This is a genomic window from Streptomyces sp. VRA16 Mangrove soil (genome assembly GCF_017377775.1).
GTDB lineage: Bacteria > Actinomycetota > Actinomycetes > Streptomycetales > Streptomycetaceae > Streptomyces.
Genome location: NZ_JAFVLN010000008.1, coordinates 12403 through 34762, shown reverse-complemented (window position 1 = coordinate 34762; position 22360 = coordinate 12403). Strand labels below are relative to the sequence as shown.

At 70.1% G+C, this 22360-nt stretch carries 23 protein-coding genes and 1 tRNA gene; 19 read left to right on the top strand and 5 right to left on the bottom strand.

What is annotated here, in order from left to right; translation table 11 throughout:
• Positions 1 to 130: 130 nt before the first annotated feature.
• The 4 genes from J3486_RS22180 (at position 131) to obgE (ending at position 3855) form a co-directional block, all read left to right on the top strand.
• Complete coding sequence (locus J3486_RS22180) at positions 131 to 1459, top strand: phospholipase D-like domain-containing protein (RefSeq protein ID WP_207822893.1); 1329 nt, start codon at positions 131 to 133, stop codon at positions 1457 to 1459.
• Positions 1460 to 1657: 198 nt separating this feature from the next.
• Complete coding sequence (gene rplU / locus J3486_RS22175; RefSeq protein ID WP_166630448.1) at positions 1658 to 1978, top strand: 50S ribosomal protein L21; 321 nt, start codon at positions 1658 to 1660, stop codon at positions 1976 to 1978.
• 16 nt (positions 1979 to 1994) lie between these two features.
• Positions 1995 to 2252 (top strand): 50S ribosomal protein L27, encoded by a 258-nt coding sequence (gene rpmA / locus J3486_RS22170; protein WP_207822891.1) that lies wholly within the window; start codon positions 1995 to 1997, stop codon positions 2250 to 2252.
• 154 nt (positions 2253 to 2406) lie between these two features.
• A complete protein-coding gene (gene obgE, locus J3486_RS22165; protein ID WP_207822889.1) occupies positions 2407 to 3855 on the top strand; it encodes a GTPase ObgE in 1449 nt (482 codons plus the stop codon).
• Positions 3856 to 3932: 77 nt separating this feature from the next.
• On the opposite strand, the gene J3486_RS22160 is transcribed toward obgE, so the two are convergent.
• Positions 3933 to 4925 carry a teichoic acid biosynthesis protein C gene (locus J3486_RS22160; RefSeq protein WP_207822887.1) on the bottom strand — a complete coding sequence of 331 codons (993 nt, stop codon included), beginning with the start codon at positions 4923 to 4925 and terminating at the stop codon, positions 3933 to 3935.
• 108 nt (positions 4926 to 5033) lie between these two features.
• A complete protein-coding gene (locus tag J3486_RS22155) occupies positions 5034 to 7142 on the bottom strand; it encodes a hypothetical protein (protein ID WP_207822885.1) in 2109 nt (702 codons plus the stop codon).
• Positions 7143 to 7415: 273 nt separating this feature from the next.
• On the opposite strand from J3486_RS22155, the gene proB reads away from it, so the two are divergent.
• The 5 genes from proB (at position 7416) to J3486_RS22130 (ending at position 12477) form a co-directional block, all read left to right on the top strand.
• Positions 7416 to 8522 (top strand): glutamate 5-kinase, encoded by a 1107-nt coding sequence (gene proB, locus J3486_RS22150; protein WP_207823547.1) that lies wholly within the window; start codon positions 7416 to 7418, stop codon positions 8520 to 8522.
• Positions 8523 to 8728: 206 nt separating this feature from the next.
• Positions 8729 to 9229 carry a hypothetical protein gene (locus J3486_RS22145; RefSeq protein WP_207822882.1) on the top strand — a complete coding sequence of 167 codons (501 nt, stop codon included), beginning with the start codon at positions 8729 to 8731 and terminating at the stop codon, positions 9227 to 9229.
• Between the two features lie 147 nt (positions 9230 to 9376).
• Entirely contained in the window at positions 9377 to 10666 is a 1290-nt protein-coding gene (locus tag J3486_RS22140) for a glutamate-5-semialdehyde dehydrogenase (protein ID WP_207822879.1), read from the top strand.
• A 41-nt stretch (positions 10667 to 10707) separates the two neighbouring features.
• Positions 10708 to 11322, top strand: coding sequence for a hypothetical protein (locus J3486_RS22135; RefSeq protein ID WP_207822876.1), 615 nt, complete (start codon positions 10708 to 10710; stop codon positions 11320 to 11322).
• A gap of 78 nt (positions 11323 to 11400) precedes the next feature.
• Positions 11401 to 12477, top strand: a complete 1077-nt coding sequence (locus J3486_RS22130; protein ID WP_207822873.1) for a hypothetical protein — start codon at positions 11401 to 11403, stop codon at positions 12475 to 12477.
• A 57-nt stretch (positions 12478 to 12534) separates the two neighbouring features.
• Here the strand turns inward: J3486_RS22130 and J3486_RS22125 are convergent, their stop codons facing one another.
• Entirely contained in the window at positions 12535 to 13638 is a 1104-nt protein-coding gene (locus tag J3486_RS22125) for a M48 family metallopeptidase (RefSeq protein ID WP_207822870.1), read from the bottom strand.
• A gap of 118 nt (positions 13639 to 13756) precedes the next feature.
• On the opposite strand from J3486_RS22125, the gene J3486_RS22120 reads away from it, so the two are divergent.
• From J3486_RS22120 to J3486_RS22090, 7 genes are all read left to right on the top strand, one after another.
• On the top strand, positions 13757 to 13915 hold the full coding sequence (locus tag J3486_RS22120; RefSeq protein ID WP_207822868.1) for a hypothetical protein: 159 nt from the start codon (positions 13757 to 13759) through the stop codon (positions 13913 to 13915).
• 163 nt (positions 13916 to 14078) lie between these two features.
• A complete protein-coding gene (locus J3486_RS22115; RefSeq protein WP_181512755.1) occupies positions 14079 to 14243 on the top strand; it encodes a hypothetical protein in 165 nt (54 codons plus the stop codon).
• A gap of 44 nt (positions 14244 to 14287) precedes the next feature.
• Positions 14288 to 14950: a nicotinate-nucleotide adenylyltransferase gene (nadD, locus tag J3486_RS22110; RefSeq protein WP_207822866.1), complete on the top strand. Its 663-nt coding sequence runs from the start codon at positions 14288 to 14290 to the stop codon at positions 14948 to 14950.
• Between the two features lie 25 nt (positions 14951 to 14975).
• A complete protein-coding gene (locus J3486_RS22105) occupies positions 14976 to 16613 on the top strand; it encodes an LCP family protein (protein WP_207822864.1) in 1638 nt (545 codons plus the stop codon).
• A gap of 183 nt (positions 16614 to 16796) precedes the next feature.
• Positions 16797 to 17252, top strand: coding sequence for a ribosome silencing factor (gene rsfS / locus J3486_RS22100; RefSeq protein ID WP_207822862.1), 456 nt, complete (start codon positions 16797 to 16799; stop codon positions 17250 to 17252).
• Positions 17249 to 17896, top strand: coding sequence for a histidine phosphatase family protein (locus J3486_RS22095; RefSeq protein WP_207822860.1), 648 nt, complete (start codon positions 17249 to 17251; stop codon positions 17894 to 17896). Before rsfS ends, J3486_RS22095 begins: the two co-directional genes overlap by 4 nt.
• Positions 17897 to 18038: 142 nt before the next feature.
• Positions 18039 to 18111: transfer RNA gene (locus J3486_RS22090), tRNA-Ala, on the top strand.
• Positions 18112 to 18153: 42 nt separating this feature from the next.
• Here J3486_RS22090 and J3486_RS22085 read toward each other — a convergent pair.
• Positions 18154 to 19029, bottom strand: coding sequence for a helix-turn-helix transcriptional regulator (locus J3486_RS22085; protein WP_307804911.1), 876 nt, complete (start codon positions 19027 to 19029; stop codon positions 18154 to 18156).
• Between the two features lie 231 nt (positions 19030 to 19260).
• On the opposite strand from J3486_RS22085, the gene J3486_RS22080 reads away from it, so the two are divergent.
• The 3 genes from J3486_RS22080 to J3486_RS22070 all read left to right on the top strand — a co-directional run bounded on the left by J3486_RS22080 (position 19261) and on the right by J3486_RS22070 (position 21156).
• Positions 19261 to 20622, top strand: coding sequence for an MFS transporter (locus J3486_RS22080; protein ID WP_207823546.1), 1362 nt, complete (start codon positions 19261 to 19263; stop codon positions 20620 to 20622).
• Positions 20623 to 20711: 89 nt separating this feature from the next.
• On the top strand, positions 20712 to 20912 hold the full coding sequence (locus J3486_RS22075) for a hypothetical protein (protein WP_207822856.1): 201 nt from the start codon (positions 20712 to 20714) through the stop codon (positions 20910 to 20912).
• Positions 20913 to 20922: 10 nt separating this feature from the next.
• Entirely contained in the window at positions 20923 to 21156 is a 234-nt protein-coding gene (locus J3486_RS22070; RefSeq protein ID WP_207822855.1) for a hypothetical protein, read from the top strand.
• Here J3486_RS22070 and J3486_RS22065 read toward each other — a convergent pair.
• Positions 21125 to 22315, bottom strand: a complete 1191-nt coding sequence (locus tag J3486_RS22065) for a glycosyltransferase 87 family protein (protein WP_207822853.1) — start codon at positions 22313 to 22315, stop codon at positions 21125 to 21127. The genes J3486_RS22070 and J3486_RS22065 overlap by 32 nt on opposite strands.
• Positions 22316 to 22360: the final 45 nt, after the last annotated feature.

Below are 22360 nucleotides of genomic sequence, written 5' to 3'. Positions count from 1 at the left end.
GCGTAATCCGGCCCCCGCCTCTTGGAGCGCCGGGAACAACCTGTAAAACTCAAGGATCAGTACAAGTGAATGCAAAGCACAGGTGGCCGTTGGGGAGACGGCCGCGGCTGTGCCACGGGAGGGGATGGAGATGGCGCACGCGCGTCTCAGAGGCACGGGCAAGCACCGGGCCGTGAAGCCGGTCAAGGGTGCTCGGCAGGCGGTGGCGCTGGCCACCGTGCTCTCGGCGGCAGGAGTGCAGGCGGGGATCTCCGCGGATGTCGCGTCCGCCGCCGACACGCCGACCTGGACCGAGGGGCCCATCTTCAACAACCCGCTGGGCACGACGGAGCAGCAGTACGCGATCCGCACCCGGCTCGTGGCCCTCACGGACGCGGCGCTGCCCGGCTCGACCATCAAGGTCGCGGTCTACCACGTGTGGGAGCAGACCATCGCGGACGCCCTGATCCGGGCCAAGAGCCGCGGGGTCAACATCAAGATCATCCTCGACTCGTCCAGCGTCAAGGACCGCCCCACCAACCCGATCTACGGCCAGCTGGCGGCGGCGTTCGGCACCAACACGGCCGCCTCGTCCTACGTGACGCTGTGCCCGACCGACAAGTCCTGCCTGGGCGACCCCAAGTTCGGCAAGTCGATCATGCACAACAAGTTCTGGCTGTTCTCGGCGGTCCAGGGCGCCACGAACGTCGTCGTGCAGACCACGGCGAACTCGACGCCGTCGGCCAGCACCCGCTTCTTCAACGACGCGCTCCAGCTGCCGAACAACCCGGTTCTCTACAACGCGTACGCGGACTACTTCGACGACATGGCGGCGAAGCAGTGGGGGGACTGGGACTACCGCACGGTCAGCAACGGCCACTACAAGGCGTACTTCTATCCGCGCGCCGGCACCACGAACTCCACGGACACCCTGTACTCGGTGCTCAACAACGTGTCCTGCACGTACAAGGACTCCGCGGGCGCGACGAAGCACACGATCGTCCGGGCCGCGATCTTCCAGATCACCCGGCAGGCCATCGCGGACAAGCTGGTCGCGCTGAAGAAGGCCGGCTGCACGGTCTCCATCGAGTACGCGACGTCCGACAGCGGCACCTGGACGTCGATGCACTCCACCGGCGCCCCGCCGCGCCGCTGCTACAACGACGACCGGGACCCGCTGAACCCCGGCACCAAGCTCGGCACGCCGTTCATCATCCACACCAAGTACGTGCTGATCGACGGCGCGTACGACGGCTCCCTGAACAAGATCACGTTCACCGGCTCGCAGAACGCCTCGAACCCGGCGCTGCGCGAGAACGACGAGGCGTACGTCAAGATCGACGACGACTCGGTGCACAACACGTACGTCACGCACTTCAACCAGGTGTGGAACGTGGCGTACCCCGGGACGAACGACAACACCAACCTGTGCAAGGGCGTCAACACGCTCCCGCAGGACGGTGAGCCCAAGACGACCTGAGCCGGGCGGGGCGGGGCCGGTTTGACCCTTCTCAGGGGTGACCCGTAACCTTGACCGTCGGCGTGTCCATCGACGCGCCTCACTCCCGTAAACCTTCTTCCTCCGGGATCTCCGTGACGTCAGTCCGTGAGAACCCGGAGAGGCCGCCTCGTGCGGCTGGACTGCGGGGGTTCCGTTCCGAGCGAAAGAGAGATCCGCGTGTACGCCATCGTGCGCAGCGGTGGTCGCCAGCACAAGGTTGCTGTCGGCGACATCGTTGAGGTTGACAAGATTTCCACCGCCAAGGTTGGCGACACCGTAGAGCTCTCTACGCTGCTCGTTGTCGACGGCGAGTCCGTGACCAGCGACCCGTGGGTCCTGGCCGGCATCAAGGTCCAGGCCGAGGTCGTGGACCACCACAAGGGCGCGAAGATCGACATCCTGCGCTACAAGAACAAGACCGGCTACCGCCGTCGTCAGGGCCACCGCCAGCAGTACACGGCGATCAAGGTCACTGAGATCCCCGCGGCTGCGAAGTAAGGGTAGGGACTGAGACATGGCACACAAGAAGGGCGCATCGTCCACTCGGAACGGTCGCGATTCCAATGCTCAGCGGCTCGGCGTGAAGCGCTTCGGCGGTCAGGTCGTCAACGCCGGTGAGATCCTGGTCCGCCAGCGTGGCACCCACTTCCACCCGGGCAACGGCGTGGGTCGTGGCAAGGACGACACGCTGTTCGCGCTCGACGCCGGTGCGGTGGAGTTCGGTACCCACCGTGGCCGCAAGGTCGTGAACATCGTTCCGGTCGCCGCCTGAAAGGCAGCCTGACCGGTAGTTTTTCGCGAGGCGGACCTCACTTCCTTTCGGGGAAGCGGGTCCGCCTTTCGCGTGTTGAAGTAAAGACATTCCTGTACGTAGCTGGCGTAGCTCACGTACCGCTGTACCTGGCTCTATCTGGAGGCACTGAACCATGACCACCTTCGTGGACCGCGTCGAACTGCACGTCGCCGCGGGTAGCGGAGGCCACGGCTGTGCCTCCGTCCACCGTGAGAAGTTCAAGCCGCTCGGCGGCCCGGACGGTGGCAACGGCGGCCGTGGCGGCGATGTGATCCTGGTCGTCGACCAGGACGTCACGACGCTCCTCGACTACCACCACTCGCCGCACCGCAAGGCCACCAACGGCCAGCCCGGTGCCGGTGACAACCGCTCCGGCAAGGACGGTCAGGACCTGATCCTGCCCGTGCCGGACGGCACCGTCGTCCTCGACAAGGACGGCAACGTCCTCGCCGACCTGGTCGGCCAGGGCACCACCTTCATCGCGGGCCAGGGCGGCCGCGGCGGCCTCGGCAACGCGGCGCTCGCGTCGGCCCGCCGCAAGGCCCCCGGCTTCGCGCTGCTCGGCGTCCCGGGCGACGAGCGCGATGTCGTCCTGGAGCTGAAGACCGTCGCCGACGTGGCGCTGGTCGGCTACCCGAGCGCCGGCAAGTCCTCGCTGATCTCGGTGCTCTCCGCGGCCAAGCCGAAGATCGCCGACTACCCGTTCACGACGCTCGTCCCGAACCTGGGCGTGGTCACCGCGGGCGCCACCGTCTACACCATCGCCGACGTCCCGGGCCTGATCCCGGGCGCCAGCCAGGGCAAGGGTCTCGGCCTCGAGTTCCTGCGGCACGTGGAGCGGTGCAGCGTGCTCGTGCACGTCCTCGACACGGCGACCCTGGAGTCGGACCGCGACCCGGTCTCCGACCTGGACGTCATCGAGGCGGAGCTGAAGGAGTACGGGGCGGGCCTGGAGAACCGGCCGCGGCTCGTCGTCCTCAACAAGATCGACATCCCCGACGGCCAGGACCTCGCCGACATGGTCAGGCCCGACCTGGAGGAGCGCGGCTACCAGGTCTTCGAGGTCTCCGCCGTCGCCCACAAGGGCCTCAAGGAGCTCTCCTTCGCCCTCGCCGAGCTGGTCTCCGCGCACCGCGCGGCCCAGCCCAAGGAGGAGTCGACCCGCGTCGTCATCCGCCCGAAGGCCGTCGACGACGCCGGCTTCACCGTCACCCGTGAAGAGGTCGACGGCGAGCCGCTGTTCCGCGTCCGCGGCGAGAAGCCGGAGCGCTGGGTGCGCCAGACCGACTTCAACAACGACGAGGCCGTGGGCTACCTGGCCGACCGCCTCAACCGCCTCGGCGTCGAGGACCAGCTGATGAAGGCGGGCGCCCGCAACGGCGACGGCGTCGCCATCGGCCCCGAGGAGAACGCGGTCGTCTTCGACTGGGAGCCGACCATGATGGCCGGTGCCGAGATGCTCGGCCGCCGCGGCGAGGACCACCGTCTGGAAGCGCCGCGCCCGGCCGCCCAGCGCCGCCGCGACCGGCAGGCGGAGCGGGACGAGGCGCAGCAGGAGTTCGAGGACTTCAACCCGTTCTAGGCACAGCGCCCCCTGAAACACGGACAGGGCCGCACCCCCGCCGGGGTGCGGCCCTGTCCGTGTTCCGGGGGCGCTGCTCAGACCAGCACGTTCTTGTAGAACAGGTTGGAGCGGCGGTCACCCGCGACGCCCGACGCGAAGCCCAGGAACAGCCGGACCTCGCCGTCGACCGTCTGGTAGATCGCCAGGCCCTCCGGCTCGCGGAAGGACAGCGTCGAGCCCGCGTTCGTGATCACCGGACCCTGGGCGACCGCGCCGGTGTTCATGTTGATGCTGGTCACCTCGGAGTTGACCACGCCGTTCGTGACGTCGTACGAGTCGCCCGTCATCACGTACAGGTACTGGCCGTAGGCCGTGTACCCCTGGAACGTCGCCGACTTGGTGGCGAGCGAGGGCTGCTTGAAGTCGGCAAGCGTGCCGGAGAAGTCGCCGTTGCTCGCCTTGGCCAGGTCGTAGACCGCGATGTGCTTGCCGTCGCCGCTGACGTTGTAGCGGACGATCAGACGGTTGTTGACCGGGTCGACGGCGCAGGTGTACTCGTTCGCCGTGGAGACCGGCGCGTACTTCGACAGCAGCGACGAGGTGGTGCCGAGCGTCTGCCCGTTGGTGAACTTGAAGCGGGCCAGCCGGGTGCCGTAGCCGTTGGAGTTCGCCTCGACCTCGGTCCACAGGTACGTGTCCGAGCCCACGCCCTGCGCGCCGAACGAGACGCCGTGGCCGAAGCCGAGCAGATGCATGTAGCCGACGTAGTTGCCGTCGAAGTCGAGCTGCGTGATGCACAGGTCGCCGCCGGTCTCGGACGCGCCGTCGACGCGCTGGGCGACGAACAGCCGCCGGTTGACGTTGTCGAAGGCGAAGCCCTGCTGGACCGTCGAGTCGTGCAATGTCCTGGAGCGGAACAGGTCGTACGAGGGCTGCGTCAGGTCGAACCGCTTGGACGACGGCACCGAGGCCGACGCGGGCGCCGCACCGAGCCCCAGACCGAGCGCGGCGATCCCGAGCCCGCCGCCCGCCTTGAACAGGCCGCGGCGGCTGAGAGGGGAGTGGTGCAGAGGGGGTATGTGAGCCATGGGGGGATCCTCCCGAGACATCACCGGCCACTGCGGAGGCCGGTGCAGATCGCGGAGCCTATGGCAAAGGGCCCGGAAGATCACTTCCGGGCCCTTGAGCGTGTTCGGTCACGCGGTGACGGTGTCCTCGGCGTCCGTCGCCTCCGCGGACTCGTTCGCGTCCCCTTCGACGGCCTCGGCGATCTGCTCCTCGACGGAGTCCTCGCGCTGCGCCGGGATCTCCGTCTCGCCGCGGGCGGCCATCCGGACCCGGCGCTCGTCGGCCTCGGCGGACAGGGCGCGCACCGCGGCGTTGAAGCGGTCGATGGAGGGCGGGTCGGAGGGGCCCAGGAGGTGCTCCTTGAGCTCCAGACGGGCCTCGGCGTACTCGTCGTCCTTCTCGCCGCGAACGGCCGCGAGAAGGGCAGGCACGCCCTTCGCCCCGGGCGTCAGGATCGTCGCGGCGCTCACCGTCGGGAAGCCGGTGCGGAAGTCCGCCTCGGACAGGCCCGAGGTGTTGGCGACGGCGTACGGCTTCTCGCTGCTCAGCCAGTCGGAGACGACCGAGGAGACGTCCGAGATCAGCACGTCGGCCTGGTTGAAGCAGGTGAAGATCGCCGGGCGGGCCTCGGTGACGATCAGGTGCTCCCACTCCGGGAAGGACGCCCAGTAGGCCTCCTCCCAGGCGGCGGTCGCCTCGGCCACGGCTGCGGCCCGGCCGTGCGACGGCTTGCCCTGGAGCAGCATCTTCTCCATCTCGTCCGCGCTGGTGCGGAAGGAGGTGGAGGTCAGCTTGTCGAGGGCGGCCGCGGCGCGGGTCAGCTCGGCGGCGGCCTCCGGGCCCGGGCGGGCGCCGGAGCGGCGGGTGTTGGCCTCGCGGATCATCGCCATGATGCGCTGGTTGGCCTCGCCCGCGGCGGGGACCTGCGAACCGGTCATGGGGTGCGGCTTGTAGATCAGGCGGACGCGGTCGTCGGCGAGCAGGTGCCGCACGATGTTCTCGCCGGCCAGGATCACCGAGGTGTTGCCCGGGTTGCCGTCCCAGCCCTCCCAGGTGGGGGCGTACAGGACCGTCGTGTACGCGCTCGTGGCGGGGCCGCTGCCGACCTTGATCGGGGACAGCTGCGGGCGGCCCACCTCGACGACGTCCTTGTCCTCGACGCCGACGTCGGCCAGCTGGTAGCGGTCGCGGGCCGCGGGGCCCGCCACCCACACCTCGTCGTACGCCTTCGCGTACGGGTTGCAGGAGCTGAGCTTGTCGGACTCGCCGTGGTTGATGAACGCGTGCTTGATCGTCGGGATGCGCAGCACCTGCGAGGTCTTCGCGGCGTTCGCCGGGTGCAGCATCATCTTCAGCGTCGAGTTCTCCAGGGAGAACATCGTGGCGACCTTCGGGAAGCAGATGATCGGCACGTCGGTCGCGTCGATCTTGTTCACCATGAAGCGCTCACGCAGCACGATCAGCGGCTTGCCGTCCAGCTCGGCGACGGTGGAGAGCCACATGTTCGCCTGGTACGCGGAGGTGGTGCCGCCCGAGAAGTACATCGCCACGGTCGGCTGGTAGTCGGCCAGCCACTGGTCGAGCCACTCGATGGTCTTCTGGTCGTTCAGCGGGCGCTTCTTCGGCATCAGCCAGGTCGCCAGGTAGACGGTGCCGCCGCCGAGCAGCGCGATCGACAGGCCGATGCCGATGCCGCCCCACAGGGCGTCGGTCGTCGCGGCCGTCACCAGCAGACCGACGGTGGCCGGGATCGAGAAGGTCAGCAGACGGTGGCTGGAGCGGCGCGCCAGGAGCCGCGGCGGCGCCGCGGACAGGCGCAGCGGGGTGGAGTCGATGTTGCGCGTGACGATCGGCAGCGTGCGCGTGCGGCGCACCATGACCGCCGCGGCCTGGCAGCCGAAGTGCAGCACGTACACCGCGAGCACCATGATCAGCAGCGGGGCCTGCTCGCCCAGCGGGTCGATGCCGTCGATGCGCAGCAGGCCGACGAAGATCAGCATGTCGCGCAGCAGCTGGCGCACGGTGACGTCGAAGCGGATCTTGCCCAGCAGCGACAGCAGGCCCGGCTGTCGGTACTGCAGATACGTGTCGAGGGCGAGACCGGCGGCGCTCGCCACCACGAACACGGGAACGTAGGGCACGAGCGCGCTCACGAGCTGGGCCACATAGAGCGCGAACATCGCGAACAGCGCGGAGAGCTGTACGACGCGGCGGGGGGCAAGTCCGGCGGAGGGCACGGGGCTGGGCTCCTGGCAGGGATCGGAGGACGAGGTGATGCGGTGGGGGCTGATCCACCTCGGTGAAAAGGCTGACCACTGACCGTATGACTTTCAGCGGTGCTCTAGCAATCCTCGGTGAGATCAATCACGGCATATAGGGGCAAAGGTCACAAGGTGCGGAAGGGGTGGACGGCGGGCGTCCGCCCCTCGAAACCCCAGCGCGTCCGAGCGGTCACGTCACGTAGATTGCGGAGCATGTCAGGGGCAGCAAAGAAGGCGGTGCGGCAGGGTGTGGCCGAGGCCCGCCGGATCGTCGTCAAGGTCGGATCGTCGTCGCTCACCACCGCAGCGGGGGGCCTGGACGCGGACCGCGTCGACGCCTTGGTGGACGTACTCGCCAAGCACCGCAGCGGGGGAGAGCGGGAGATCGTCCTCGTCTCCTCCGGCGCCATCGCCGCCGGACTCGCCCCGCTCGGCCTGACCCGCCGCCCCAAGGACCTCGCACGCCAGCAGGCCGCGGCCAGCGTCGGCCAGGGCCTCCTCGTCGCCCGCTACACCGCCTCCTTCGCCCGCTACGGCGTCCGCGTCGGCCAGGTCCTGCTCACCAGCGACGACATGGCGCGCCGCGCCCACCACCGCAACGCCTCGCGCACCCTCGACCAGCTCCTGGCCATGGGCGCCTTCCCGGTCGTCAACGAGAACGACACCGTCGCCACCGACGAGATCCGCTTCGGCGACAACGACCGGCTCGCCGCCCTCGTCGCCCACCTCGTCCACGCCGACCTGCTGGTGCTCCTCTCCGACGTCGACGGGCTCTACGACGGCGACCCCTCCAAGCCCGGCACCTCCCGCATCGCCGAGGTGCGCGGCCCCGCCGACATAGCGCACGTCAAGATCGGCAGCGCCGGGAAGGCGGGCGTCGGCACCGGCGGCATGGTCACCAAGGTCGAGGCCGCCTCCATCGCCGCCGCGGCCGGCATCCCGGTGGTGCTGACCTCCTCCTCCTACGCCGCCGACGCGCTCGCCGCCCGCGACACGGGCACGTACTTCCACCGCACCGGGCGGCGCAGCGCCGACCGCCTGCTCTGGCTCCAGCACGCCTCGACCCCGCAGGGCGCGATCACCCTCGACGACGGTGCCGTACGGGCCGTGGTCGAGCGGCGCAAATCGCTGCTGCCCGCCGGGATCGCGGCCGTGGAGGGTGAATTCAGCGCCGGCGACCCGGTCGAGCTGCGTGACGAGAGCGGCGTGGCCGTCGCCCGCGGCCTGGTCAACTTCGACGCCAAGGAGATCCCGCAGCTGATCGGCCGTTCAACACGGGAGCTCGCCCGCGACCTCGGCCCGGCCTACGAACGGGAAGTCGTACACAGGGACGACCTGGTCCTCCTCCGGGCTTGAAACACCCTCGGCCGCCTTCGAAACCACCTGTGTAAACGGCCGAAAGCCTGCCACCCGTGGGGGACCTTCCCCAAAACGCCCCCACGGGGCGTCCGGTCCTGCTCAACTCTTTCTGCAGGGAGTTCATCTTTCTGCGGGGAGTCCATCCCGGAGAAGGTCCGCACGACCACCACGACCACCACGACCATTGCGCAAAGGAGGCCGTCGTGAGACGAGCGCGCCCGGGGACCGTGTCCAAGGGGGCCCGAGGGTCGGCGGAGCGGGCGCTGACGAGCGTCGCCGCGGGGGACACGTACGAGGAGCAGGGCGGCGAGGCCTCCGAGACGGCGGGCGCCACCGGCGAGTCCACGGGGGCCACCGAAGAGGGCCCCCGCCTGTGGCACATCACGCTCAGCGTCTCCGGCGCCGAAACGCCCCTGGCCGAAGTCCGCCGTGGCCTCGAACAGCTCGCCCACGACCACCCCTTCCTGCTGACCAGCCGCTACGCCGTCGACCACGCCGAGATCCGCTACTGGGAAGAGGCCCGCGACCTGCACGACGCCGCGGCCGTCGCGCTGCGCCTGTGGGGCGAGCACCGGCAGACCTCGCAGCTGCCGCCCTGGGAGATCGTCGGCCTGGAGGTCATCGACCGGCAGACCTACCACCAGCGGATCGCCGAGGGGTACGGGCCGCTGCCGGCCACCCCGGTCGGCGTGCACCCCTTCTAGAGGCGCCCGGCCGCCGCCCGGAAGCAGCCGCTGTCACGCCTGGTCGGCGATGAAACAGAACCTTCCACGAATGAAACGTTTTCGGCCATGTCTCACCCCCCGAAACGGGATCTGGACGCCCACCCGCACCCGGCTACGCTGCGAGGCATGACGTCGCTGCCGCTCAACCCGTATGACTCGATGACCCCCGTCGCCCGGACCGCCTACCGTGCCCGCGCGGCGGCCACCGCGCTCGCCCCGCTGACCCGGGCCGAGAAGGACGACGCCCTCGGCGCGATCGCCGACGCCCTCGAAGTCCGTACGGCCGAGATCGTCGAGGCCAACGCCAAGGACATCGCGCGCGCCCGCGAGGCCGGCACCAGCGAAGCCATCATCGACCGGCTCACCCTGACCCCCGAGCGGGTCCGCGCCATCGCCTCCGACGTGCGCGACGTCATCGCGCTGCCCGACCCGGTCGGCGAGGTCGTGCGCGGCAACACGCTGCCCAACGGCATCGACCTGCGCCAGATCCGCGTCCCCCTCGGCGTCGTCGGCATCATCTACGAGGCCCGGCCCAACGTCACCGTGGACGCGGCCGCCCTCTGCCTCAAGTCCGGCAACGCCGTGCTGCTGCGCGGCAGTTCGTCCGCGTACGAGTCGAACACCGCGCTCGTGCGCGTCCTGCGCGACGCCGTCGGCGGCGCCGGACTGCCCGCCGACGCCATCCAGCTGGTGCCCGGCGAGTCCCGCGACTCGGTGACCGAGCTGATGCGCGCCCGCGGCCTCGTCGACGTCCTCATCCCGCGCGGCGGCGCGTCCCTCATCAAGAACGTCGTCGAGAACTCGATCGTGCCCGTCATCGAGACCGGCACCGGCAACTGCCACGTCTACGTGGACGCCGACACCGACCTCGACATGGCCGTCGACATCCTCGTCAACTCCAAGGCCCAGCGGCCCTCCGTGTGCAACGCGGCCGAGACCCTCCTGGTCCACCAGGACGTCGCCGACGCGTTCGTGCCGCGTGCCCTCGACGCGCTCGCCGACGCCGGAGTCACCGTCCACGCCGACCCGCGGATCATGGCGTACGCCGGTCAGAGCAAGGCCACCGTCGTCGAGGCCACGCCCGAGGACTGGGAGACCGAGTACCTCTCGTACGACATCGCGGCCGCCGTCGTCGACGACATGGACAAGGCCATCGAGCACATCCGGCTGTGGTCCTCCGGCCACACCGAGGCCATCGTCACCACCTCCCAGCAGGCCGCCCGCCGCTTCACCCAGCTCGTCGACTCCACCACCGTCGCCGTGAACGCCTCGACCCGGTTCACCGACGGCGGCCAGTTCGGCTTCGGCGCCGAGATCGGCATCTCCACGCAGAAGCTGCACGCCAGGGGCCCCATGGGCCTGCCGGAGCTGACGAGCACCAAGTACATCGTCACCGGCGACGGCCACACGCGTTAATCACCGGGTTGTGGGGTGAATTCCCTTACCGTCTGCCCAAAATGACCCCTCAGGTCTACTCTGGACAGGTGCCGGAGGACGTGGGGGGCACGCCGTTTTCGGACGGCCGGGAGCCCGACGACGACCAGGACCGCGGGGGCTGGGACGAAGAGTTCGCCTCCGTGGTCTTCGACGAGGACTTCGTGCAGGCGGCGAAGGTCCATGAGCCCACCGCGGTCGAGCGCCTGCTCGCCGCGGCACAGGCCCGTGCCGAGGCCCAGGAGGCCGAGGCCCGCAGGGCGCGGATACGCCGCGGACCCGACGACGACTTCTACGACGACACGGACCCGGACGGCTACGGCCTCGACGGCTCCGGCGACTTCGGCCGCGAACTCGACGACCTGTACGACGACGAGCTCGACCGGCCCGGCAGGCCCGGCGCCTTCGCGGCCCGGGTCCGCTGGCGTCGGCCCGTCGCCTGGGCGCTCGCGCTGCTGATGGGGATCGGCATGGTCGCCCTCGCCTTCACCGCCGTCTACCGCGGCGCATCGGCGGGCCGCCAGGACGACCGCGTACCCCCGCCGGCGACCACGGAACTGGAGAAGAGCCTTCCGGGTCCCTCCGCCTCCGCCGACTACTCACGGCCTGCGGTTTCGGCGGTTCCGCGTACTCCCTGAGCCGTCGCGCGCCGAGCTGTCGGAAGTTGTCGTGTACCAGGGCGTTTACGTGACGTCCCGGGGACCTACCCTGAAGGTATGGGCGGGCCAGCAGACCCACCGGAGGGGACACCGGAAGGCGGCCCCGGCGGTGGCGGAGGAAGTGACGACGAGTACCGATCCGTCGTGTTCGACGAATCGTTCGTCAGGGCTGCCCGGCTCCAGGAGTTCTCCGCGCAGGAGCGCATCACCGACCACGCCCCCGCCGTGCGCCGCACGCCCGCGCTGCGCCGCGGACTGACCCGGCAGGCCGTCATCCTCGTCGTCATGATCGTGCTCGCCTTCGGCACGGCGATCTACATGGGCATACGCAGCCCGTACCGCACCACCCAGGTCGCCCGGCACACCGAACCGCTGCGGATGACCGTGATACCCCTCGCGCCGTCCGGCAAGGTGCCCGGCGCCGACTCCACCGCCGAGCTGTACCGGCACAGCCCCGCCGCCCAGTTCCACATCGCCGCCGACGGCATCGCACTGCCCACGATCAGGCGCACCGCGCATTTCTCCGACAGCCAGGTCGTCACCGCGCTGACCACGGCCAAGGACTACCTCGTCGACTCCTCGCTCGACCCGGACGTGCTCAAGGGAGCGACACAGCGGCCGGTCCGCCAGCTCGTCGACCCGCAGCAGCTCGACCAGTTCGACCAGAGCTTCGACAAACCGGCCGCCGACGGCCGGCACGCCGCCACCGGCTGGCTGGTCCGCTTCGACCCGGCCGAGGCCGCGCTCGCCGACGACCACATCCGCGTCACCGGCACCCTGCACGTCGCCGAGACCGACGCCGACACCCTCGAAGTGACCTCGGACCACACGTTCGTGTACGCGCTGCGACCCGTCGACAAGCCGGACGCCGCGGCGTCCCTGTTCACCGTCCGCCGCGAGCTGCACTTCCGCTTCGACCGCGACGACCTGCGCAACCACCAGGCCGAGCTGATGGTCTCCTACCTCCAGGCCGGGCCGCTGTCCTGCTCCACCGACTCCGCCACCCATCTGCACCCGCTGCTCGCGGGCCGGCGGGCCACCCAGGACGGCCCGGCGGGCACCGACCCGTACGCGACGGGCAGTGCGACCGCGCTGTGCGGCGCGCTCGCACCGAGCGCCCAGCCGTCCGTCTGACCTCTCAGGAAGCGACCTTCAAGAAGCGACCTTCAGGCAGCGACCTTCACGAAGCGGTCACTCGTCGTCGGTGGTGCCGTGGTTGCCGTCGTTGCCGCCGCCGGAGTTCCCGCCGCTGCCGTTGTTGCCGCCGCCGAAGCCCCCGAAGCCGCGCCGGACCCGGCCGCCCAGGTCACCCGCGCCGCCCGCGATGTCGCTGACCAGCTTCATCAGCGGGTCCTTCGAGCTCTTCACGTGGTCCGTGTAGTGCGCGGCCGACTGACGGAACGAGTCCGTCACCGAGGTGTCCTTGTCCTCGGTGCGGCGCGGGTAGTGGCCGTCCATCAGCCGCTGGAAGTCGCGGGTCTCGGACCACTTCTTCAGCTCGGCGGCGCGCACCGTGGTGAACGGGTGCGAACGCGGCATCACGTTCAGGATCTTCAGGACCGAGTCGCGCAGATCGCCCCCGGCCTCGTACTCCTCGGCCTGCTTGAGGAACGCGTCCACGTTCATCTCGTGCAGGTGGTTGCCGCCCGCGATCTTCATCAGGCCGCGCATGGAGGCCTGCAGGTCCTGGCCGACCAGCAACCCGGCGCGGTCCGCGGAGAGTTCGGACTTGCGGAACCACTCGCGCAGCGCCGTCACGATCGCCATGATCGCGAGGTTGCCCAGCGGGATCCACGCCACGCGCAGCGCCAGGCTGGTCAGGAAGAGCAGTATCGTCCGGTACACCGAGTGCCCGGAGAGCGCGTGGCCCACCTCGTGGCCGACGACCGCCCGCATCTCCTCCTCGTCGAGCAGCTCCACAAGACCGGTGGTGACGACGATGATCGGCTCGTCCAGACCGATGCACATCGCGTTCGGCTGCGGGTCCTGATTCACGTACATCGGCGGGACCTTCTCCAGGTCCAGGATGTAACAGGCGTCCCGCAGCATCGAGTTGAGGTGCGCGAACTGCTCGTCGGAGACCCGCACCGAGTCCGACAGGAACAGCAGCCTGAGACTGCGCTCCGGCAGCAGACCGCTCAGCGCCTTGAAGACCGTGTCGAACCCGCTGAGCTTGCGCAGCGCCACCAGCGCCGAGCGGTCGGCCGGGTGCTCGTACGCCCGCGAGGAGATGCCGGGGAAGCGCCGGCGCTGCCTGCTGGGTACGTTCTCGTGCTCGTTCGGTACGTCGGGCATGCGGCCCCCCATGTCGTGTGGTGTCCGGTGTCTGTCGCGTCCGGTCGTGCCCCCGAGATGGAGTCCACCCTAGGCGGAGATACCGTGACGGGTCAGCAGACAGAAGGAGCGAACCGTCATGGATCACAACATCAGCGATCACCTCGTCAGCGCGGTCGCGGCCGACCAGGGCCCCGGCAATCTGTTGCGCATCGTGCTGATCGTCGGTGTGCTCGGAGCCGTCCTGCTCGCCTGGTTCCTGCTGCGCGGCTACAAGAACGACGACCGCGACGACTGATCCGGCAGGACCCGCCCGGTACGGCTGATCCGGGTGACCCGGAGCGACCGGGAAGCCCGTACGGCAGAGTCGGCGTGAGCGGCGGGAGTACCCCCGCTTACGATGGGTCAGAAGTCTTTATCCCGATCACACCCGATCCCACACCGGATAGGTCCTGCTGACGATGAGCCTCCACGCCACCGCTGCCCAGCTGGCCACCCTCGCCTCCGAGGGCGGCGAGCACGGCGGCAACCACGAGAGCATCAGCCCCCTGATGACGGGCGGCGCCGCCTTCATCATCCTGCTTCTGCTGCTGTGGATCACCACGCGCTTCAACCGCGACCGCTAGTCCGGAACGAGACCACTCGGATCGGGCCAGTAGGCTCTGCACGCATGGGAGCGCAGGACATGCCTACCGGCCCGGTCAACAGCCCGACCGGCGGCCCGGATCGTGAGTGGGCCTCACCGGCCAAGAGACGTCTCGGCGTCATGGGCGGAACGTTTGACCCGATCCATCATGGACACCTGGTGGCGGCCAGCGAGGTCGCCTCGCAGTTCCACCTGGACGAGGTGGTGTTCGTCCCGACCGGGCAGCCGTGGCAGAAGAGCGACAAGAAGGTCTCGCCCGCCGAGGACCGCTATCTGATGACGGTCATCGCGACCGCCGAGAACCCGCAGTTCTCGGTCAGCCGCATCGACATCGACCGCGGCGGACCCACCTACACCACGGACACGCTGCGCGATCTGCGCGCGCTCAACCCGGACACGGACCTCTTCTTCATCACGGGCGCCGACGCCCTGGGGCAGATCCTCACCTGGCGCTACACCGAAGAGCTCTTCTCCCTGGCACACTTCATCGGCGTCACAAGGCCGGGGCATACACTCACCGACCCGGGCCTGCCGGAAGGCGGTGTCTCGCTCGTCGAGGTCCCCGCCCTCGCGATCTCGTCCACGGACTGCCGTGACAGGGTCGCCAAGGGCGACCCCGTCTGGTACCTCGTACCGGACGGTGTGGTGCGCTACATCGACAAACGCCAGCTGTACCGAGGCGAATGACCCTGCACCGCCGAGAGGGGCATTGGTGAACGACCGATACGACGGTTACGACCAGCAGAATTACGAGTTGGTCGGCTATGACGAATTCGGCCAGCCGGTTTACCGGCAGGTGCGGCAGGCGCCGTCGTACGACCAGAGCTCCGGGTACGGATACGGTTACGATCCGTACGCGACCGGCCAGCAGCAGCCCGTGCAGCAGCCCGCGCAGCCTCAGGGGTACGACCCCTACGGCGGTGCGCAGCAAGGGAGTTCGGGCGGCTACGACCCCTACGGCGCGGCCGCGGGGACCGGGCAGCAGCAGCGCGTTGCCCCGCACCCTGAGCAGCAGGCGCAGGCCACCGCGTACATCCCGCAGCAGGCCCCGCCGGCCGCCGAGGAGTCGGGTGCCGGGTCCGCGCCGCGCGACCACCGCACCGAGCAGTTCGACTTCGTCGAGGAGCCGGACGAGAACTCCGAAGACGTCATCGACTGGCTGAAGTTCACCGAGTCGCGCACCGAGCGCCGCGAGGAGGCCAGGCGCCGCGGTCGCAACCGGGTCGTCGCCCTCGTCGTCGTCCTCGCCCTGTGCCTGGCCGGCGGCGTCGGCTACCTCTGGTACGCGGGCAAGCTGCCGTTCCTGTCCGACGACTCCAAGAAGTCCACCGCCGCGGACGCGGTCGGACCGCAGAACCGTGACGTCATCGTCGTCCACCTGCACAACACCAAGGGCGGCGCCACCTCCACGGCCCTGCTCGTGAACAACACGACGACCAAGCAGGGCACGACCGTCCTGCTGCCCAACGCCCTCTCCCTGACCGACGACGAGGGCAGCGCCACCACCCTCGCCAAGTCCGTCGCCGACGACGGCTCCTCGGGCACCAGCGACGCGATCGACACCCTCCTCGGCACCGACATCGAGGGCACCTGGCGCCTCGACACCCCCTTCCTCAGTAACCTCGTCGAACTCGTCGGCAACGTCGAGGTCGACACGGACACCGACGTCCCCGACCCGGACAAGAAGGGCACCACCCTCGTCCACAAGGGCCAGGACCAGACGCTCAGCGGCGCGATGGCCGTCGCCTACGCCACCTACCGGGCCAAGGGCGAGGCGCAGACCGCGCAGCTCATGCGGTTCGGCCAGGTCATGCAGGGCGTGCTGCGCAAGATCTCCTCGGACCCGCAGGCCGCGACGACCACCGTGCAGACCCTCACCCAGATCATCGAGCCGCCGCTGACCGAGAAGGACCTCGGCGCCTTCCTCGCCAAGCTGGCCGACCACGCCAAGCAGGGCGACTACAAGACGGCTGTGCTCCCGGTCCAGCGGGACGGCAGCGTCTCCCGGTCGACCGCGGACTCCGTCGTCAAGGACGTCCTCGGCGGCACCGTGAAGGCCCCGTCCTCGGGCGACTCCCCGCGCGTCTCCGTCCAGAACGCCACCGGCGACACCAAGCACACCGATGACGCCCGCGTCACCCTGGTCAACGGCGGCTACACCTTCGTCTCCGGCGGCACGGGCACCACGGTGGCCACCTCCCGCGTCACCTACGCCGACGCCGGCAGCAAGGACGACGCCGTCGAGGTCGCCAAGACCCTGAACCTGCCGACCTCGGCCGTGAAGAAGGGCGAGACCACCGCGAACGCGGACGTGTCCGTCGTCCTCGGCCAGGACTACACCGGCAAGTGACCCGGCTCACCCGCCCTGCCGGCGCCCCTTCCGAGGGGCGCCGGTAATGCCGTGAGGCCCGGCGGCGGTCCGTGAGACCCTTGAGATACCCCGTGAGGGCCCAGTGAGGGACAGTCCGGGGGAACCCGACCGGAGCCGACACCAGAGCGCACCGGATCCGACCCGCCGAACGAAAGCCTTGTAGTGACCGCCACTGACCGTTCCATCGAGCTCATCAACGTCGCCGCGCAGGCGGCCGCCGACAAGCTCGCGCACGACATCATCGCCTACGACGTCAGCGACGTGCTGTCCATCACGGACGCCTTCCTGCTGGCCTCCGCGCCCAACGACCGCCAGGTCAAGTCGATCGTCGACGAGATCGAGGAGCGCCTGAACAAGGAGCTCGGCGCCAAGCCGGTCCGCCGCGAGGGCGACCGCGACGCCCGCTGGATCCTGCTCGACTACGTCGACATCGTCGTCCACGTCCAGCACAGCGAGGAGCGCGTCTTCTACGCCCTGGAGCGGCTGTGGAAGGACTGCCCCGAGCTGGACCTGCCCGAGGAGGCCAAGGCCACCCGCGGCAAGGCCGCCGAGCACGCCCAGAGCGAGGAGGCGGCCGCGGCCGAGGAGATCCGGGAATTCGGCGGTGAGGTCCTTTGACGGCCGCTCCGCGCGGCCGCCGGGTCGTCCTGTGGCGGCACGGCCAGACCTCCTGGAATCTGGAGCGCCGCTTCCAGGGCACCACGGACATCGACCTGACCGGGACGGGCATCGCGCAGGCCAGGCGCGCCGCCCGGCTCCTCGCCTCCCTGAAGCCGGACGCGATCGTCGCCTCCGACCTCAAGCGGGCCGCGGCCACCGCCGGTGAGCTGGCCGCCCTGACCGGCCTCGACATCGCACACGACGAGGGTCTGCGCGAGACGTACGCCGGCGAGTGGCAGGGACTCACGCACGAGGAGATCAAGGCGCAGTACGGCGAGCAGTACGCCGCGTGGAAGCGCGGCGAGCCCGTGCGGCGCGGCGGCGGCGAGCTGGAGACCGAGGTCGCCGACCGGGCCGCGCCCGTCGTGCTGCGGCACGCCGACAAGCTGCCGGACGGCGGCCTGCTCGTCGTGGTCAGCCACGGCGGCACCATCCGCACCACCATCGGTCGCCTCCTGGGTCTCGAGTCCCACCACTGGGAGGGGCTCGGCGGTCTGTCGAACTGCTGCTGGTCCGTGCTCGGCGAGGGCGCGCGCGGCTGGCGCCTGCTCGAGCACAACGCGGGCACGCTGCCGGAGCCGGTCCTCGGCGACGATGACTAGCGCCGACTGACCTGCGGGAACGTCGGTGTGGGGCCGGTCCCCGGGGGCACGGGGACCGGATTTCACTTTCTGGCGGGAGGCAGGCTAAAGTTCTTCTTGTTCGGGCCGCCGGGGAAAAACCCGGGGGAACGAATGAAGGCAAGGGGCTATAGCTCAGTTGGTAGAGCGCCTGCATGGCATGCAGGAGGTCAGGAGTTCAATTCTCCTTAGCTCCACAGCAAGTTCCTGAGAGATCAGGAAATGAAGATCCCGTCCCGTCAGGGGCGGGATTTTTCGTTTCCCGCACGCAGCAATGCCGTCTTCGCCCGGGTCTCCTCGTCCGCGGGGGAGTAGGCGACGATCCGGCACTCCGGCATCCCGTTGATCGACAGGGACGTCGTCGCCATCCGCAGCTCCCCGTCCACGGCCCGGTGCCGGAACGTCTTCACGCGCCGCCCCGGTGGCACGACGTCACCGCTCTCCCACAACTCGGTGAAGTAACCGCTGGCCGCCGCCAGCTCGCGTATGAAGTCCTCCCAGGCCGGCTCGCCCACATGCCGTCCGTACCCCGAGCGCAGCGTCGCCACCATCACCGGCAGCTCGGCCTCCCGGAACACCAGCGGACAGTCCCGCTCGGGACCCACGAACAGCGTCCACAGCGCATTGGACGCATGGCCCGGGGACCCCTCCTGGACGGTGAACAGATCCCGGTACGCGGCATTGCTGGCCAGCAGGTCGTAGCGCGCGTTGTAGACCACCGCCGGCAGCGGGTCCATCGCGTCGAGGATCGTCTGGACCTCCGGCCCGACGTCCTGCGTGGCGGCCTCCCGCGTCGGCTCGTACGCCACCTCCGCCAGGTGGTACAGGTGCTCCCGCTCCGGGCGCTCCAGGCGCAGCGTGCGCGCCACGGCGTCCAGGACCTGCGGCGAGGCGTTGATCGGGCGGCCCTGCTCCAGCCACGTGTACCAGGTGACGCCCACGCCGGAGAGCTGTGCGACCTCCTCGCGGCGCAGGCCGGGGGTGCGCCTGCGCGTGCCCGCGGGCATGCCGACGTCCTGCGGGGTGACTCTGGCGCGGCGGCTGCGCAGAAAGGCGGCCAGCTCGGGCCTGCGGCGCTCCGCCGGCCTGCCCGTGGCCCGTCCCGTCGTGGTCATCGTCGTCACATCCCCCATCGTGTGCGCCGGTGTCGCGCCCCGGAAGGCGCGTACCGGGTGCTGCCGGTACCAGCATCAGCAGGCTCTCGGCACCCGTATCCGATCGCGCCCAGTCTCGAAGGCATGACGACAACCGTCCCGGAAAGTCCGAAGGCCCCAACTCCCGGATCCAGTAAAGCCCCTGGCACTGACAATGCCTCCGCGGCCGGTCGCGGGCGGCTGCTCGCGGTGGTGCTGACCGCCCAGTTCATGGCGGTTCTCGACGTGTTCATCGTGAACGTCGCCGCGCCCACGATCCGCACCGAACTCGACGCGTCCGGCGCCGCGCTGCAACTCGTCGTCGCCGGATACACGATCACGTACGCCGTGCTGCTGATCACCGGCGCACGCCTCGGCGACCTGCTCGGCCACCGGCGGGCCGTCCTCGCCGGGCTCACCGTCTTCACCGCGGCCTCGCTCGCCTGCGGTCTCGCGCGCAGCGACGGCCAGCTGATCGCGTTCCGCATGGTGCAGGGCGCCGGTGCGGCGCTGCTCGTGCCGCAGGTGCTCAGCCTCATCCAGCGGAACTTCACCGGGCAGGCCCGCACCCGGGCGCTCGGCGTCTACGCCGCCGTCCTCGCCGTGGGCGCCGCCGCCGGGCAGGTGCTCGGCGGGGTGCTGGTCAGCGCCGACCTGTTCGGCACCGGCTGGCGCTCGGCGTTCCTGGTGAACGTGCCCGTCGGCGCGGCCCTGCTCGTCGTCGGCCGCGGCGCGCTGCCCCGCGACGCCGGCCGCGGCGGCCCGGGGCGCGGCCTCGACCTGGTCGGGCTCGTCCTGCTCGGCGCCTCGGTGTCGCTGCTGACCGTGCCGCTCGTCCTCGGCCAGGAGGAGGCCTGGCCGCTGTGGTCCTGGCTCTGCCTGGCCGCGTCCGTCGTGCTGTTCGCCCTGTTCTGCGGGTACGAGTCCGCTCTCGCCCGGCGCGGCGGGGCGCCGCTGATCGCGCCGCGGGTGCTGCGGCTGCCCGGCATCGGCACGGCCGCCTTGCGGGTGCTCGCCGCGATGGCCGTGAACGCCGGCTTCCTCTTCGCGCTCACCCTGCATCTGCAGAGCGGCCTCGGCTACAGCGCGCTGCGCGCCGGGCTCAGCGTCGTGCCCACCGCGGCCGCGTTCGGCGTCGTGGGGCTGACCTGGCGGCGCTGGCCACAGCGATGGCAACGGGCCATGATCCCGGGCGGGTTCGCCCTCGCGGCGGCCGGATCGCTCGGTACCGGGCTCGCCCTGCACGGCGGCGGCCACGGCGGAGCCCTGCTGTATCCAGCCTTCGTCGCGATGGGCGCGGGCCTCGCGCTCGCCTTCAGCCCGACGCTCACCGGGGCGCTCGCGACGGTGCGGCCCGAGGACGCGGCCGACGCCAGCGGACTGCTGACCACCGTGACCCAGCTCGGCCAGTTGACCGGCGTCGCCACCTTCGGAACGCTTTTCCTCAACCGGTCTGAGGCGTTGGGGGCTTCCGGGGCGTATATATCTTCGGACGCGCTCCTGGCATGCGCTTATGCGCTGGCCGGGGTGGCGGCTCTGGGTGCCGTATCCGGACTGGTACGCATGCGTCGCTGACCGTATTGCTCCGGCCGTGGCAGAATCGGACGGCCGGAAGGGGGCTGCGTCCGATCGACGAAAGACGGCCCGACGGGAGGGAGCGCACGATGCCCGCGAGCATCACCGAGGAGGCCGACCGCCTCCTTGTCGTGACGGCGATATCCGCCGAGCCCCCGACCCCGTCCCAGGGCGATGCCCCGCTTCTTCTCAACTGTCCGTCCTGCGGCTCCTCCCACGTCGCCCAGATGCTGGGCGACAACGGCGGGATCTCGTACGTGTGCACGGCCTGCGGCCACAGCTGGAGCTGAACGGATCGACATGGGGTCACACAGGAGGAAGTGCGACTGGTGCGACAGCGGTACGCCCATCGTGCGCGACATGGAGCCGGTGAACCCCGAGTACCAGTACTGGTGCGAGGAGTGCGCGCGGGCGCTGATCATAAAGGGCGACCCGATCGAGACGTACCGCGAGCTGGAGGGCGAGCCGATCTACGGCCGCCTCCTGGACGAGCACTGCACGCTCAAGCGGTTCTACTCGTTCGCCACAGCCTGACCCCGGACCGCGCGAGGAAGGCGCAGCCCACGACTGCGTAGAGCGCCGACAGCGCCAACTCGACACCGTTCTGGTGCAGTTCGGGCCGGCCCGTGCCGTGCGGCACCCACCACAGCGCGTACGAGCAGAACAGCAGCGCCATGAGGGCGGCGACGCGGTGCCGGCCCGTCTCCCACACCAGGAGGACGAGCGGCACGCACCACACCCAGTGGTGCGACCACGAGACCGGGCTGATCAGGAGAGCCGTCGTCGCGCAGGCCACCACGGCGAGCGCCCGCCGCCCCCGCAGCGCCGCGGCCACGGCCACCGCGAGGCCTGTCGCACCCGCCACGACGGCGGCGGCCACCCACCACGGCCCCGGGTCGTCGGTGTGCAGTAGGCGGGCCAGGACACCGCGCAGCGACTGGTTCGCGGTCTCCTCCGCGTGCCCGACCCGGCTCGCCTCGAAGACCATCCGGGTCCAGAACAGCCGCGAGTCGTGCGGCAGGACCACGGCCGTCAGCGCGGTGACACCGGCGCAACTGCCCACCGCCGTGGCCGCCGCACGCAGCCACGGCCGCCAGCCGCCCCCGGTGACCGCCAGAGCGAGGCCCGTGCCCAACAGGAACACCACGAACAGCGCGGGCGTCAGCTTGATCGCGGCGGCGACCCCGATGCCCACGCCCGCCCAGCGGTGCCCGGGCCGCCGCGTCAGGTCCCACAGGACCAGCACGGCGAGCAGCAGATTGACCTGGCCGTAGCGGAGCGTCGTCCACACCGGCTCGCACCACACGGCGCCTGCGGCCACCCACAAGGAGTGCTCCACGCGCGCGTGGCGGCGCACGAGCAGCAAGGAGAGATGCACGAACGCGACGAGCAGCGCGAGATTCAGCAGGGTCGCCGCGGCGCGCACGGTCGCCACGTCGAGCAACGTCAGCGGGGTGAACAGCAGCGCGGCGAACGGCGGGTACGTGGTCGGCAGCCCGGCGTGCGTCGCTCTGAGCGCGTACAGGTCGCCCCCGGCCCGCACGGTCGCGCCCTCCGCTCTGTAGACGAGCAGATCGATCATCGAGACGTGAGCCGCGCGCTGGGCGATCCAGAAGCTCACGAAGGAGAGCAGACAGACTCCCAGGGATACGGAGACGCGGCGGTGGGTACGGGGCAGGACGAGCGCGGTCACGGGAGGCACCGTAGTGGCCCCATAAGGATCTTTTCCCAACAAGGT